This is a genomic window from Brevundimonas sp., from assembly GCF_030704825.1.
Classification (GTDB): domain Bacteria; phylum Pseudomonadota; class Alphaproteobacteria; order Caulobacterales; family Caulobacteraceae; genus Brevundimonas.
On the sequence record NZ_JAUYNX010000011.1, the window covers coordinates 31,452 to 44,733 of the forward strand.

19 protein-coding genes are annotated in these 13,282 nt (G+C 69.1%); 11 read left to right on the top strand and 8 right to left on the bottom strand.

Translation table 11 applies throughout. From position 1 onward, the window contains the following. Positions 1-25: 25 nt before the first annotated feature. A complete protein-coding gene (locus tag Q8Q71_RS03755) occupies positions 26-349 on the bottom strand; it encodes a DUF1476 domain-containing protein (RefSeq protein WP_305758299.1) in 324 nt (107 codons plus the stop codon). A gap of 275 nt (positions 350-624) precedes the next feature. Between Q8Q71_RS03755 and purC the strand changes: the two genes are divergently transcribed. The 6 genes from purC to purQ are packed head-to-tail and all read left to right on the top strand — an operon-like array spanning position 625 to position 3,716. After that, the gene (gene purC, locus Q8Q71_RS03760; RefSeq protein WP_055829677.1) at positions 625-1,383 is read left to right on the top strand and encodes a phosphoribosylaminoimidazolesuccinocarboxamide synthase; all 759 of its coding nucleotides are present in this window, start codon (positions 625-627) and stop codon (positions 1,381-1,383) included. Beyond that, positions 1,383-1,622, top strand: coding sequence for a phosphoribosylformylglycinamidine synthase subunit PurS (gene purS / locus Q8Q71_RS03765; protein WP_305758300.1), 240 nt, complete (start codon positions 1,383-1,385; stop codon positions 1,620-1,622). The genes purC and purS overlap by 1 nt, the downstream gene beginning before the upstream one ends. After that, entirely contained in the window at positions 1,619-1,750 is a 132-nt protein-coding gene (locus Q8Q71_RS03770) for a hypothetical protein (RefSeq protein ID WP_305758301.1), read from the top strand. The genes purS and Q8Q71_RS03770 overlap by 4 nt, the downstream gene beginning before the upstream one ends. Before the next feature lie 57 nt (positions 1,751-1,807). Next, positions 1,808-2,281: a YbhB/YbcL family Raf kinase inhibitor-like protein gene (locus tag Q8Q71_RS03775; protein WP_305758302.1), complete on the top strand. Its 474-nt coding sequence runs from the start codon at positions 1,808-1,810 to the stop codon at positions 2,279-2,281. A gap of 25 nt (positions 2,282-2,306) precedes the next feature. Then, positions 2,307-3,020, top strand: coding sequence for an HD domain-containing protein (locus Q8Q71_RS03780; RefSeq protein ID WP_305758303.1), 714 nt, complete (start codon positions 2,307-2,309; stop codon positions 3,018-3,020). Positions 3,021-3,053: 33 nt separating this feature from the next. Then, on the top strand, positions 3,054-3,716 hold the full coding sequence (gene purQ, locus Q8Q71_RS03785; protein WP_305758304.1) for a phosphoribosylformylglycinamidine synthase subunit PurQ: 663 nt from the start codon (positions 3,054-3,056) through the stop codon (positions 3,714-3,716). 18 nt (positions 3,717-3,734) lie between these two features. On the opposite strand, the gene Q8Q71_RS03790 is transcribed toward purQ, so the two are convergent. Together Q8Q71_RS03790 and Q8Q71_RS03795 are read right to left on the bottom strand one after the other, a co-directional pair. Beyond that, positions 3,735-4,766: an aspartyl/asparaginyl beta-hydroxylase domain-containing protein gene (locus Q8Q71_RS03790; RefSeq protein WP_305758305.1), complete on the bottom strand. Its 1,032-nt coding sequence runs from the start codon at positions 4,764-4,766 to the stop codon at positions 3,735-3,737. Between the two features lie 45 nt (positions 4,767-4,811). Then, entirely contained in the window at positions 4,812-5,033 is a 222-nt protein-coding gene (locus tag Q8Q71_RS03795) for a hypothetical protein (protein ID WP_305758306.1), read from the bottom strand. A gap of 110 nt (positions 5,034-5,143) precedes the next feature. Between Q8Q71_RS03795 and Q8Q71_RS03800 the strand changes: the two genes are divergently transcribed. Continuing rightward, positions 5,144-5,941: a hypothetical protein gene (locus tag Q8Q71_RS03800; protein ID WP_305758307.1), complete on the top strand. Its 798-nt coding sequence runs from the start codon at positions 5,144-5,146 to the stop codon at positions 5,939-5,941. On the opposite strand, the gene Q8Q71_RS03805 is transcribed toward Q8Q71_RS03800, so the two are convergent. Beyond that, complete coding sequence (locus Q8Q71_RS03805) at positions 5,938-6,087, bottom strand: hypothetical protein (RefSeq protein WP_305758308.1); 150 nt, start codon at positions 6,085-6,087, stop codon at positions 5,938-5,940. The genes Q8Q71_RS03800 and Q8Q71_RS03805 overlap by 4 nt on opposite strands. Before the next feature lie 100 nt (positions 6,088-6,187). On the opposite strand from Q8Q71_RS03805, the gene purL reads away from it, so the two are divergent. Genes purL through Q8Q71_RS03820 form a run of 3 tightly spaced genes read left to right on the top strand, consistent with a single transcriptional unit; the run spans position 6,188 to position 10,363 of the window. After that, positions 6,188-8,398, top strand: a complete 2,211-nt coding sequence (gene purL / locus Q8Q71_RS03810) for a phosphoribosylformylglycinamidine synthase subunit PurL (RefSeq protein WP_305758309.1) — start codon at positions 6,188-6,190, stop codon at positions 8,396-8,398. Further along, positions 8,398-8,742, top strand: a complete 345-nt coding sequence (locus Q8Q71_RS03815; protein ID WP_305758310.1) for a DUF305 domain-containing protein — start codon at positions 8,398-8,400, stop codon at positions 8,740-8,742. Before purL ends, Q8Q71_RS03815 begins: the two co-directional genes overlap by 1 nt. A 52-nt stretch (positions 8,743-8,794) precedes the next feature. Next, entirely contained in the window at positions 8,795-10,363 is a 1,569-nt protein-coding gene (locus tag Q8Q71_RS03820; RefSeq protein WP_305758311.1) for an alkaline phosphatase, read from the top strand. 2 nt (positions 10,364-10,365) lie between these two features. Here Q8Q71_RS03820 and Q8Q71_RS03825 read toward each other — a convergent pair whose 3' ends face one another. The 3 genes from Q8Q71_RS03825 to Q8Q71_RS03835 form a co-directional block, all read right to left on the bottom strand. Continuing rightward, positions 10,366-11,196, bottom strand: coding sequence for a DUF5694 domain-containing protein (locus tag Q8Q71_RS03825; protein ID WP_305758312.1), 831 nt, complete (start codon positions 11,194-11,196; stop codon positions 10,366-10,368). A gap of 123 nt (positions 11,197-11,319) precedes the next feature. Continuing rightward, positions 11,320-11,637 (bottom strand): BlaI/MecI/CopY family transcriptional regulator, encoded by a 318-nt coding sequence (locus Q8Q71_RS03830; RefSeq protein WP_305758313.1) that lies wholly within the window; start codon positions 11,635-11,637, stop codon positions 11,320-11,322. Positions 11,638-11,642: 5 nt separating this feature from the next. After that, the gene (locus tag Q8Q71_RS03835) at positions 11,643-12,113 is read right to left on the bottom strand and encodes a hypothetical protein (RefSeq protein ID WP_305758314.1); all 471 of its coding nucleotides are present in this window, start codon (positions 12,111-12,113) and stop codon (positions 11,643-11,645) included. Positions 12,114-12,252: 139 nt separating this feature from the next. On the opposite strand from Q8Q71_RS03835, the gene Q8Q71_RS03840 reads away from it, so the two are divergent. Continuing rightward, a complete protein-coding gene (locus Q8Q71_RS03840) occupies positions 12,253-12,453 on the top strand; it encodes a hypothetical protein (protein ID WP_305758315.1) in 201 nt (66 codons plus the stop codon). Between the two features lies 1 nt (position 12,454). Here Q8Q71_RS03840 and Q8Q71_RS03845 read toward each other — a convergent pair whose 3' ends face one another. Next, positions 12,455-13,279, bottom strand: coding sequence for a TIGR00282 family metallophosphoesterase (locus Q8Q71_RS03845; RefSeq protein ID WP_305758316.1), 825 nt, complete (start codon positions 13,277-13,279; stop codon positions 12,455-12,457). Between the last annotated feature and the right edge of the window lie 3 nt (positions 13,280-13,282).

Sequence of the window (13,282 nt, forward strand, 5' to 3'; positions counted from 1 at the left end):
CTTTTTCGGCAGAAGATGCTCGGGGCTATTCGGCGTTGCGGATCTGCTCGCGCGCCACCGAGGACAGCTCGTCCATCTTGCGGCGGATTTCGCCCTCGGACACGGTCAGGCCGGCGCCTTCCAGGTCCTGGGCGATCTTGCGGTAGACGTCTTCCTCGCCCGGCTGCTCGAAGTCGGCCTTGACGATGGCGCGGCCGTATTCCTCGGCCTGGTCGGCGCCCAGGCCCATCTTCTCGGCGGCCCAGAGGCCCAGCAGCTTGTTGCGCCGGGCGACCGCCTTGAACTCCTGTTCCTGATCGAGGGCGTATTTGGACTCGAAGCCCTTTTCCCGATCGTCGAAGGTGGTCATGGGCGTCGCAAGGCTCCGTTTGGGCGGCCGGAAGCGCGGCCGCGGTCGAGGTGGTCTATAGCCGCACCATGGCCGAACGCAACCGGAACCGGCCGGGTTGCGGCGACGCGGCGCGGGGCGGATCAAAACGCGGCTGGTTTGTATCGCGGGGCCGCATCCGCTAAGGGTTCCCGCGACTTTTTTCCCGCCCGCCCGCGATTCCGGATCAAGCCGCCCAGACCCCCGTCTGGCCGCGGGATTTGCGTTTCCGGCGGGCCCCGCCCGGACTCCAGATGATGAACGTCAAGCGCAAGAAGATTTACGAGGGCAAGGCCAAGATCCTATACGAGGGACCCGAGCCCGGCACCCTGATCCAGTATTTCAAGGACGACGCCACCGCCTTCAACGGCGAGAAGAAGGCGCAGCTGGAAGGCAAGGGCGTCATCAACAACCGCATCAGCGAGTTCATCATGTCGCGCCTGAACGGCATCGGCGTGACCAACCACTTCATCAAGCGGCTGAACCTGCGCGAGCAGCTGATCCGCGAGGTCGAGATCATTCCGCTGGAGGTCGTGTGCCGCAACGTCGTCGCCGGCTCGATGAGCCAGCGCCTCGGCATCGACGAGGGCACGCCCCTGCCCCGCTCGATCATCGAATTCTATCTCAAGAAGGACGAGCTCAACGACCCGATGGTCACCGAGGAGCACATCACCGCCTTCAACTGGGCCACGACCCAGGAGCTGGACGACATTCTGGCCATGACCGTGCGGGTGAACGACTATCTGTCCGGCATGTTCGGCGCCGTCGGCATCACCCTGGTGGACTTCAAGATCGAGTTCGGCCGGGTGTGGGAGAACGACTTCAGCCGGGTCATCCTGGCCGACGAGATCAGCCCCGATTCCTGCCGCCTGTGGGACACCAACACAGGCGAAAAGCTGGACAAGGACCGCTTCCGCCGCGATCTGGGCAATGTGATCGAAAGCTACACCGAGGTGGCCCGCCGCCTCGGCATCATGAAGGACATGCCGACCGTGATCCAGGGGGGACTGCACTGATGGCCAGGGTCAAGGTTCACGTCTTCCTCAAGCCCGGCGTGCTGGACGTCCAGGGCAAGGCGGTCGAAGGCGCCCTGCACGGTCTGGGCTGGGCCGATGTGTCCAACGCCCGGGTCGGCAAGCTGATCGAGTTCGACCTCGGCGAGGGCGTCGAGGACAAGGCCGCCGAGGTCAAACGCATGTGCGAGACCCTGCTGGCCAACACCGTGATCGAAAGCTACCGCATCGAGGTCGCGTGAAACGGCTGATCCAGTTCTCGATCGCGGCCTTCGTCCTGGTCGGCGTGCTGATCTTCGCGACGGCCCTGGCCGGCGGGCTGACCGACGATTCGGCGTTCACGCCGGCGGCGAAGCAGGCGGCCCACTAGCGACGCCGGCCGCTATCGTGCGTTAGGATTAGTCCCGACCGCAACGAGGAGCGCGCCATGACCTTCACCGTCACCTCAACGGGCTTCGCCGACGGCGGCCCCCTCCCCGACGCCCAGGTCCATGCAAAGGGCAACCGCTCCCCGCAACTGAGCTGGTCCGGCGCGCCCGAGGGCGTGAAGAGCTTCGCCGTCACCTGTTTCGACCCCGATGCGCCGACCGGTTCGGGCTTCTGGCACTGGACCGTGGCCAACATCCCCGCCGATGTGACCGAACTGGCCGAGGGCGCCTCGCCCGCCGGCCTGCCGAGGGGCGCGGTCGAGGGCCGGACCGATTTCGGCGAGCCCGGCTTCGGCGGCGCCGCCCCGCCAAAGGGACACGGCCCGCACCGCTACATCTTCACGGTCTTCGCCGTGGATACGGAAAAGCTGGACGTGACGCCGGAGAATTCGGGGGCGGTGTTCGGGTTCAACCTGCATTTCCACACCCTTGCGAGAGCCTCGATCACGGGCGTGTACGAGAACCGCGGCTGAGCGCGAGCTTCATCGGGAGGGCGGCATGAAGACCATCTTTCTGGCCGTGACGGCAGGCGCGCTTCTGTTGGGCCCGCCAACCGGATCGACGGCCCAGGAGGCGCCGACGACCGCTGAAGCGCCGACGGCGACGCCCGCCGGCATTCCGCTGGGCAGCGCCTGGCGACGGGCCGTGTACGCGCAGGCGAATACCCACCTCCAGCATCCCGGCTGGGGCGTGCGCCACTCGGAACGGAACTATGTGTTGGGGATGGCCCTGGCGGAGGCCGAGGGACTGACGGTCGACGCCGACGTCCTGTTCGCGGCGGCCTTCCTGCACGACTGGGGCGGGATCGCGCCGTTCGCGGTCGCCGGGATCGACCATGCCGAGCGCTCCGTGCAGTTGGCCGAGCCCTTCCTGGCCGAAGCCGGCTTCCCGATGGGGAAATTCCCGGCCGTCCGCGCCGCCATCCTGGGCCATATGTACGACAAGGAGCCGGAGGGGCCCGAGGCCGTCGTCCTGCACGACGCCGACGCGCTGGACTTCCTCGGCGCACTCGGGGCGGCCCGGCTGCTGGCGGCGACCGGCGAGCGGCCCGACTACGATCAGGCGCTGGGGCGGATCGAGCGATTCGCCGTCGACATCCCGCCGCGTCTGAAGACCGCCGCCGCCCGTGAGATGGCCGGGCCGCGCGTGGCGGGAATGACGGACTTCCTGGCCGGAGTGCGGCGCGAGACCCCCGAGGGCGCCAGACCCTGACAAGCGCGGCAAACGCTGCTACAGGGCCGCGCCATGAGCGCAGCCGTCATCGTCTTCCCGGGGTCCAACTGCGACCGCGACTGCAAGGTCGCGATCGAACGATCAACCGGCGAACAGGTCGAGATGGTCTGGCACCAGGAGACGGAACTGCCGTCGGGCCTGGACCTGATCGTCCTGCCGGGCGGTTTTTCCTATGGCGACTATTTGCGCTGCGGGGCCATGGCGGCGCAGTCGCCGGTGATGCAGGCGGTGAAGAAGGCCGCCGACGACGGGGTGGCCGTGGTCGGCATCTGCAACGGCTTCCAGATCCTGTGCGAGGCCGGGATGCTGCCGGGCGCCCTGTTGAAAAACGCCGGGCTCAAATACGTCTGCAAGCCGGTCAGCCTGACGGTCGCCAACGGCCAGACCCGTTTTACCGCCGGCTATCAGGGCCAGCGCGAGGTGGTGATGACCCAGGGCAATGGCGACGGCAACTATTTCGCCGACGCCGAGACGCTGAAGCGGATCGAGGGCGAGGGCCAGGTGGTGTTCCGCTATGTCGACAACCCGAACGGCTCGGTCGACGACATCGCCGGCATCCAGAACGCGCGCGGCAATGTGCTGGGGCTGATGCCCCATCCGGACCGGGCGTTCGAGGAGGAACTGGGCTCGGCCGACGGGGCGACCCTGTTCCGCAGTATCTTCGCCGCCGCCTGAGTCCTGGACGCCCGGGTTCTAGACGCCCCAGGCCTGTTCGCGGGCGCCATAGCCGTCGATGGCCCGGAACATGGCCGCGACCAGATCCCGCTCCTCGTCCGTCAGCTCGGGCTTCCAGACGTCGAAGATGAGGATGGTCCGATCGTGGCCGCTGTCATTGACGGCCTCGTGTTCGATGGTGTCGTCGAAGGCCCAGGCCTGACCCTCCTTCCAGTCGCGCACATCGTTGCCCACCCGGAAGCGGCTGCCCGGCGGCGCGATCAGCGGCAGGTGACAGATCAGCCGGGTGTTGATCAGGCCATGGTGCGGCGGAATGCGCGCGCCCGGCTTCAGTCGCGAGAACAGGATCGAGGGCGTTCGCCCCGGCACCCGGCACAGCGGGACCTCGGCCAGGGCCGCCAGGGTGCGGGGACAGCGGCGCGCGATGTCGGGCTGCTCCTGCCCGTCCTTCCACAGGAACAGGGCGCTCCAGTCGGCGTTCGAGACCATGCCGAGGGCGTCCCGGTTGGGCCGGTCGGCTCGCGGCTCGACATAGGGTCTGAACTGATCCGGTTCGGCCAGCAGGGCGTCCAGTTCGGCGCGAATGTCCCCCGCGGCCGCCTCGACCGCCGCCAGCCAGGGCAGGGTTTCGCGCGGCTGGAACTGGACCTGCGGCAGGCCCGGAAACAGGTAGAAGCGCGGCTCCTGCAGATACAAGCGCTTGCGCCCCGCCATCAGGTCCAGCGACAGGGCGAAGCGGTCGCTGGATGTCGCGGGATCGAACCCCGCGCCGGCGAGGCTGTCCGCCAGATGGGCCTCGAACCGTCGCGCCTGAGCCTGGACGGCCGCCTGGACGCGACGCAGGCCGGCGACCAGGTCGGGCGCTAGGCCCTTGCCGTCGCCGGCCGCGCGCAAGGCGGAGTTGTAGAAGCTGGCGGCCGCCCGCTCGTCGCCCAGCCCCGCGAGGGCGTCGCCCTTGGCGATCAGGGCCCGAAGGTCGCGCGGGTCGCGTGCGAGCGCGCGGTCGGCCGCTTCGAGATCGGCGCGGTGGCCCGGATCGGAGTTCGCCATCCAGCGATCGGAGAACGGCGCGCCGCGTCCGTCAAGGCGAAAGCGTCAGATCGCCCCGTCCCGGCTCCGCGCATCGCCCTGTCCGCCGTCCTCCCGGCCGACCGACTGGTCGAGCGCGTCCGGATCGCCCTCCGCGCTCCCGCCGGGACTCTCGACGCCGGACGCCTCCCCGGCGCGTCCGGCGATCGGATCGCGCGGGGCGGCGTTGCGATCCACGGGTTCGGACGCCCCCTTCCGGGCCGGGGTCAGGCGATCGGGATCGGTCATGGCGGGCTTCCTGGTGCGGAGGATCAACCGCCGCCGACGGTGAGCGGTTCCGCGCCGTTGAACCTTCGCCGCGCGCAGGCGTAGTCAGGCGACCCTGGTCTGGAGCCGCCATGTCCATCGTCCGTCCCACAGCCGCCCAGAAGACCCGCCGCCTGATCGTGCTGGCGGCGGCCATCTTCGCCGTGGCGATCGGCCAGTCCCAGGTCCTGCTCGGCTGGGGCCAGTCGCCCGCGGAGTTCTCGGCGGACGGCGACGCCACCTTGCGGGTGGCCGGTTATGCCTTCGCCGTCTGGGGCCTGATCTATCTCTGGCTGCTGGTCTATGCGGTGCGCCAGGCGCTGCCGTGGACCGGCGAGAGCCTGCTGATCCATCGGCTCGGCTGGCCCTCGGTCGCCGCCCTGCTGGGCATCGGCTGGTGGGTCGTGGCGGCGGCGTTCGATTGGGAGGCCGCCACCGTCGTCCTGATCTTCGCATCGCTGGCGGCGCTGCTGCTTCCTCTGCTGGCCAACGCCGGCGCCATCCGCGCCTTGCCACGCTTCGATCGCGACCGGCTGATGACGGTCTGGCCGCTGGCGATGCTGGCCGGCTGGCTGACCGTGGCGGCGCCGCTGAACCTGATCACGGTGGCGACGGGCGACGGCGCCCTGCCCGACACCCTCTCGCCCACGGTCTGGGCTATCCTGGCCATGGTCGGCGTGAGCGCGGCGGCCCTCGGCGTCACCCAGCGTCTGCGCACCCTGGCCTATGGCCTGCCGATCGCCTGGGGCCTGGTGGGAGCCTTCACCGCCGAGCAGGCGCGCAATCCCATGCTGGCCTATGCCGCCCTCGCCGCCGCGGTGGCCGTCCTCGTCGGGGCGGTGGCGCTGGCCTTCCGGCTGCGGTCCGGCGTCGAACGGCCGTCCGCCTAGCCGCTCCCGGCGTCGGCCTGGTCGTCATTGGCCGCCTGCCGGGCGGCGCGCTCGGCCGCGGCGCTGGCCCCGGCGTCGTCGGCGGCGATCTCCGGCGCGTCCGGGTCCCCGGGCGTGGCGGCGGGGTCGATGGGCTGATCCGGCATGACGGCTTCCTGCGGCTCCTGCCGGATTCAATGACGGACCGGCCACGATGTTCCGCGCAATGGCTGACACGACTCCGTTCAACGGCTAGAAGGCGCGCCCATGAGCGCTCCCGAAAAGACCATGGCCGAACTGGCCGCCGAATACGGCCTGGCCCCGAACGAATATCAGGTGGTCCTCGACCGGCTGGGGCGAGAGCCCAACAACGTCGAACTGGGCGTGTTTTCGGTGATGTGGTCCGAGCACTGTTCGTACAAGTCGTCGAAAATCCACCTGGGCAAATTCCCGACCAAGGGACCGCGCGTCATCTGCGGGCCGGGCGAGAACGCCGGCGTCATCGACATCGACGACGGCGACGCCTGCATCTTCAAGATGGAGAGCCACAACCACCCCTCCTACATCGAGCCCTACCAGGGCGCGGCGACGGGCGTGGGCGGCATCATGCGCGACGTCTTCACCATGGGCGCGCGGCCCGTAGCCCTGCTCAACGCCTTGCGCTTCGGCGACCCGTCCCACGAGAAGACGAAGCGGCTGGTCAAGGGCGTGGTCTCGGGCATCGGCGGCTATGGCAACTGCGTCGGCGTGCCGACGGTGGCGGGCGAGACCAATTTCCACCGTGGCTACAACGGCAACATCCTGGTCAACGCCATGTGCGTGGGCGTCGCCAGGGCCGACGCCCTGTTCTATTCGGCCGCCCCGGCCCCGGGCCTGTCGGTAGTCTATTTCGGGTCGAAGACCGGCCGCGACGGCATCCACGGCGCGACCATGGCCTCGGCCGAGTTCGATGAGGATTCGGACGAGAAGCGGCCGACCGTGCAGGTCGGCGATCCGTTCGCCGAGAAGCTGCTGATCGAGGCGACGCTGGAGCTGATGGCCTCGGGCGCCGTGGCGGCGATCCAGGACATGGGTGCGGCGGGCCTGACCTCGTCTTCTGTGGAGATGGCCGGAAAGGGCGCGGTGGGCATCGAGCTGAACATGGACGCCGTGCCCCAGCGCGAGGAGGGCATGACCGCCTATGAGATGATGCTGTCGGAAAGCCAGGAGCGGATGCTGGCGGTGCTGAAGCCGGGCCGCGAGGAAGACGGCCACCGCATCTTCAAGAAGTGGGGTCTCGACGCTGCCGTCATCGGCATGACCACCGACACCGGGCGGCTGGTGCTGAAGCATCATGGCGAGACGGTCTGCGACGTGCCGCTGGCCCCCCTGTTCGACGACGCGCCGCTGTACGACCGGCCGTGGGTGCAGCCCGAGCTGCAGCCGCGCCTCGACGCCAAGGCGATTCCCGCGCCGGACAGCTGGGTCGATGCGGTGATCAAGGTGCTGTGCTGCCCCGATATGGCGTCCAAGCGCTGGATCTGGGAGCAGTACGACCGCCATGTCATGGCCGACACCCTGCAGGACTCGGCGACCGGGGCGGACGCGGGCGTGGTGCGGGTGCACGGCACGGACAAGGGTCTGGCGATGACCTCGGACTGCACCCCACGCTATGTGCAGGCCGATCCCTACGAAGGCGGCAAACAGGCCGTGGCCGAGGCGTGGCGCAACCTGACCGCCGTCGGCAGCCGGCCCATCGCCATCACCGACAACCTCAATTTCGGCAATCCGCAGCGGCCCGAGATCATGGGCCAGATCGTCCGCGCCATCGACGGCATGGCCGAGGCCTGCCGGGTGCTGGACTTCCCGGTCGTGAGCGGCAACGTCAGCCTCTACAATGAAACCAATGGCGCGGCCATTCCGCCGACGCCCACAGTCGGCGCCGTGGGCCTGCTGACCAACTACGACACGGTCGCCGGCTTCGGCGGCATGGCCGAAGGCGACGTGCTGGTTCTGATCGGCGATACGGTGGGCGAGCTCGGCTCGTCCCTCTATCTGCGCGAGGTGCTGGGCCGCGAGGACGGCGCCCCGCCGCCGGTCGATCTGGCGCTGGAGCGGGCCACCGGCGACTTCGTGCGCGGCCTGATCGAGACGGGCCAGCTGACCTGCGTCCACGACCTGTCGGACGGCGGCCTGATCGGCGCGGCGGCGGACATGGCCCTGGCCTCGGACTGCGGCGTCGAGCTGGACGCCACCTCGGCGACCCACGCCCACATCCTGCTCTTCGGCGAGGATCAGGCGCGGTATCTGGTCGCGGTGACGGACGCGGCGTCGATCGTCGCGGCGGCGCAGAAGGCGGGACTGCACGCCTCGGTGGTGGGCCGGGCCAGGGGCCGGGACTTCGCCTCAGGCAATGCGGGCGGAGACCTGTTCCGCCTGCCGCTCGACCACCTGCGCGAGATGCACGAGGGCTGGATGCCGGCCTGGCTCGAGGGCTGATGCGTCCCGTTCCGATCATCCTGCTGGCGGCCTTGACCCTTGCGGCCTGCGACGGAGGCGGCGATCCCGTCCAGCAGGCCCTGCGCGAGACGGCGGCGGCGAACCATTCCGCCGCGATCAAGGAAACCGCGACGCCCGTCGCGCCCGAACCAACCTCCATGGAACGGGCCTGGGTCGCGGAAATGGTCGAACACCATCGCGAGACGATCGCCACGGCCGACGCCGCACTGGCGCAATCCAGGGACCCGGAAGTCCGGCGAATGGCGCAGGCGGTCAGGGACGCCCGGGCCCGCGAGATCGCGGAATTGCAGGCCTGGAAGCCCGCCGCGGCGCCGGGCCAGTGACGACCGTCACATTTCCGGGCTAGGTCGGGACAGGCGCGTTCCGGAGGTCCCGATGTCCGCATTCGATTTCCTGTCCCGTCGCGGACTGCTGCTGGGCCTTGGCGCCGGCGGCGCGGCGCTGGGCACAGGGCGTCAGGCCCTCGCCGATCCGGTGTTCGCCGAATACCCGTTCCAGCTGGGCATCGCCGCGGGCGATCCCGCCCCGGACGGCTTCGTCATCTGGACCCGGCTGGCCCCGCGGCCGCTGGAGATCGGTCACGGCATGCCGTCGGCCCCGGTGCCGGTACGGTGGGAAATCGCTACGGATCGCGGCTTCTCCAACGTGGCGCGGAGGGGCGAAGCGATCGCCCGGCCCGAAATGGGTCACGCCGTGCACGTCGAGGTCGAGGGACTGGAGCCCGGGCGGGACTATTTCTACCGCTTCACCGCCGGGACCGAGCGCACCGCCACGGGCCGGGCGAAGACGGCGCCAGCGGCCGGTTTGGCCGTCGCGCGCGCCCGCTTCGGCGTGCTGGGCTGCCAAGCCTATGAGCAGGGCTTCTACACCGCCCACCGCAAGGCGGCGGCCGAGGACCTGGACTTCGTCTACTGCTACGGCGACTACATCTACGAGGGCCGCGGCAGCCGGACCTACACCGGCTCGGGCGGGACGATGGAGAACCCGCGCCAGCATCTGGGCGGCGAGACCTATTCGCTGGACGACTACCGGCGCCGCTACGCCCAGTACAAGATGGATGTGGACCTGCAGGCCAGCCACGCGGCGACGGCGTGGTTCGTGACCTGGGACGATCACGAGGTGGCGAACAACTGGGTCGGCGCCTTCGACGATGGCGTGCCGCCCGAGGTCTTCCTGCTGCGGCGGCAGGCGGCGGCCCAGGCCTTCTACGAGCATATGCCGCTGCGCCGTTCGGCCTTCCCCCGCGGAGCGGAGATGCAGCTGTACCGGCAGTCGTCCTGGGGCGACCTGCTGGATCTGAACTTCCTCGACACCCGCTCCCACCGCTCGGACCAGCCGTGCGGCGACGCCTGGGCGACGACCTGCGCCGGCGTCTCGGCGCGCGACGCCCATGTGCTCGGCGAGGCGCAGGAGGTGTGGCTGTACCGCAACCTCGACCAGTCGCGCGCGCACTGGAAGGTGCTGGCGCAGCAGATCATGATGATGGATCTGGAGCGCAAGGAAGGGCCCGAGCCGGGCTACAACCTGGATACCTGGGCCGGCTATGCGATCCCGCGCCAGCGGCTGCTGGACCGGCTGCGCGAGCGCCGCATCGGCAACACCATCATCCTGACCGGGGACGAGCATCAGAACTACGCCGGAGAGCTGTACCGCGACAGCCGCAACCCGGAGGGGGCGCCGATCGCCTCGGAGTTCGTCGCGACATCGATCAGTTCGTCCGGCGACGGGCAGGACCAGCGGGCCGACGGCCGGCGCTATCTGGCCGACAATCCGTTCCTGAAATTCAACAACGCCCAGCGCGGCTATGTCGTCTGCGATGTCACGGCGGAGCGCTGGCAGACCGAGTTCAAGGTGCTGGACAAGGTGTCGGAGAAGGGCGGGACGCTGACGACGCGGGCGACGTTCGCGGTGGCGAGCGGGGACGCGCGGGTGGTCCCGGCCTGAGGTCAGGCGGCCGGCAGGTAGTCGTTGGCCTCGACCAGCCGGAAGCCTGGCGTGGTCTGGACGAACTGCCGCAGCCAGTAGCTGTGGCCGGCGCCGTAGACGATCACGATCCGGTCGCCGGGCTTCGCCGCCTGCATCAGGCGCGCGAAGATCAGGGCGTTGCGGGTGTACCAGCGGCCATTGAGGATGGCGCCCGGCTGGGCGTCGCCGGCGCCGAAGGCCAGCAGGGCGGTGTAGAAGGTCTGGCCCGAGGCTGCGCTCTCGGGCGTGTTCATCCAGCGCAGCACGCCGCTGACGGTGTCCGTCCGCTGGCGGGTCTCCATCTCGCCGATCATCGTCGCGACCTGTTCGTGCATCGTCCCCAGCGCGGGCGACCGGCCGTTGGCCTCGGCCCAGGCCTGGACGTCCTCAAACGGAAACCAGGACGGCTGGCCTTCGCGGTCCTGTTCGTCGATGGCGTAGACCCGCTGCAGCCCGAGACGATGGGCGAGGCGATAGCCGACCTGAACCCGCTCGTCGGGATCGGTCAGAAGGTCCGCCGACGTAAACGCACGGTAGCGATGGTCCAGCATGTCGGACTGGTCCCGGGCCACCCGCTCAATGGCGACGGCCGTCGGCCGGAACCGGGCCAGGGCCTCGGCTACCGCCTCGAGCTCGGCCTGTTTCGCCGGGGTGGTGACGGAATCGATCCGGGCGTTGTGCAGGTCCTGGCCCGGATTGCCCATGTGATAGGTTCCCAGCACCATCACCTCGATCGGCGCCGGATCGGGCGTCTGCGCCATGGCGGCGGCGGGCAGGGCGAGGGCCACGAGGGCGGCGACTAGTCTCAGCATGGACGGGCTCCGGGGTCTGGAGGCGAGAGGCTCCGAGCCGCCCGTCTGGATGCACCTGGTCCGATTTTTTCCGGTAGGCTGTTTGGCGAGCGCAGCCGCGAGACCGCGCCCGCTGGTTTCGGCCTAGAGGTCGAGCCGATCCGCAAGCAGGGCGACGAGGCGGTCGGGTTTGCCGTCGAACAGGCGGTCCAGCAGGTCCTGGACCTCGCCCTCGACCCAGGTCTGGCGGTCGATGACGGCGTGATAGCGCTGCCGGCCGTCCTCCTTCACCGATTTGACGGCGCCCTTCTGCATCAGGCGATGAAGAAGGGTCTTGATGGTCGCGTCCGCCCAGGGCTGACCAGCCTTCACCTCCTCGATCAGGGAGGCGAAGGACAGCGGCCCTCGGGCCCAGATCGCGGCGAGAACCGCGCTTTCCGCTTCGGTGACGTGCAGGCGCACGGCGGTCAGGACCCCAGGACAGTTCGATCGATGCGCGCCTCGATGATCCAGTGACAGATCACGCCGACGACGCCCGCCAGCAGTCCCAGCAGGAACAGCAGGGCCGCCTCGGCGAAGCCGGGCGCCAGCACGGTCACCGGAACCGGTGCGCCGGCGTTGGCGATGCCGATGAAGCCCATCAGCAGCACGTACATCGCGCCCATGAGGCCCAGCAGCGGGCCGCCCAGCCTCAATGCCGAAACATAGGCCGACCCGCCTGACAGCCGTCGCCCCGAAGCCAGCTTGAGCACGGTCACGATCACGGCGGCCAATGCGCCGGCGACAAGCAGAAGCATGACCAGTTTCACGCTCGGCGCGGCGTCGCCGAACACATCGCCCGGCGTGAGGCCGGCCCCCGCGGCGGAGGCGACGCCGGGAGCCGCAAGGGCGACCAGAAGGATCCCCACACCGGCCCGAGAAACTCGGTGGTCAAACATGAACGACTCCTTGGCTGCAAGATTGGAAGGGAAGGCGGACGGGCCCGCCACATCGTGACTACAACTGTAAGCTAGTGAGTTTACGCTTGTAAACTCCTATGTCAAACAATACCCGACCAAGGCGTCAGGAGATTCAAACATGAAAAATGCCGGAGCCAAGAGGTTCAGCCGGATCGAGCAGGCGAGCCGACGGCGCGTTCGCTCCGAACGTGTCGAGACCGCGCTGATCGTCGCCCTGGCCTGCCTGGTGCTTTTCAAGGGCGGCCCCGCCATCGCCGGAATCGTGCTCGGCATCAGTGAGATGTTTATGGCCCTGGTGCGCCTGTCGATCCCCGCATAGCTCAGCCCGGAACAGGAATCGCCTGGCTCAGCCGTCCCCCGACGCGGATCGGCTCAACGCGGGTTGCCAGCCCGGTCCTGTCGTCCGTCTCGACATAGACGCCGCAGACCGTGGCCGGGCCGTGGGCGGGGACGTAGCGTCCGCCCGACAGGCGGGTGGTGAAGCGCCGCAGCGGCTCTTCCTTCTCGTTGCCGATGACGCTGTCGTAGTCACAGCAGCCGCCGGCGTCGGTCTGATAGGCCGTGCCGCCGGGCAGGATCTGGCAGTCGGCGGTCGGGACATGGGTGTGGGTGCCGACCACCAGACTCGCCCGGCCGTCGCAGAAATGGCCCATGGCCATCTTCTCGGACGTGGCCTCGCAGTGCATGTCGACGATGATGGCGTCGGCGGCGACGCCCATGGGGCACGACGCCAGTTCCTTCTCGACCGCGCTGAAGGGGCAGTCCATCGGGTCCATATGGATGCGGCCCAAGACGTTCATGACCAGCACGGTCTTGCCGCTGTGGGTCTCGAACAGATTGGCCCCGGCGCCGGGGGCGTCCATCAGGCGCGGATAGTTGGCCGGGCGGATCAGGCGCGGCTCGCGCACGATATAGGTCAGGGCCTCGCGCTGGTCCCAGCTATGGTTGCCCAGGGTCAGACAGTCGGCGCCGGCCATGAACAGTTCGCGCGCGGTGTTTTCCGTGATGCCGAAGCCGCCCGCGGCGTTCTCGGCGTTGACAACCACGAAGTCGAGTTTCAGGTCGCGCTTCAGGCCCGGAAGGTGATCGCTCAGGCCGTCCCGTCCGGACTTGCCGACGACATCACCGAAAAAAGCCAGACGCATATC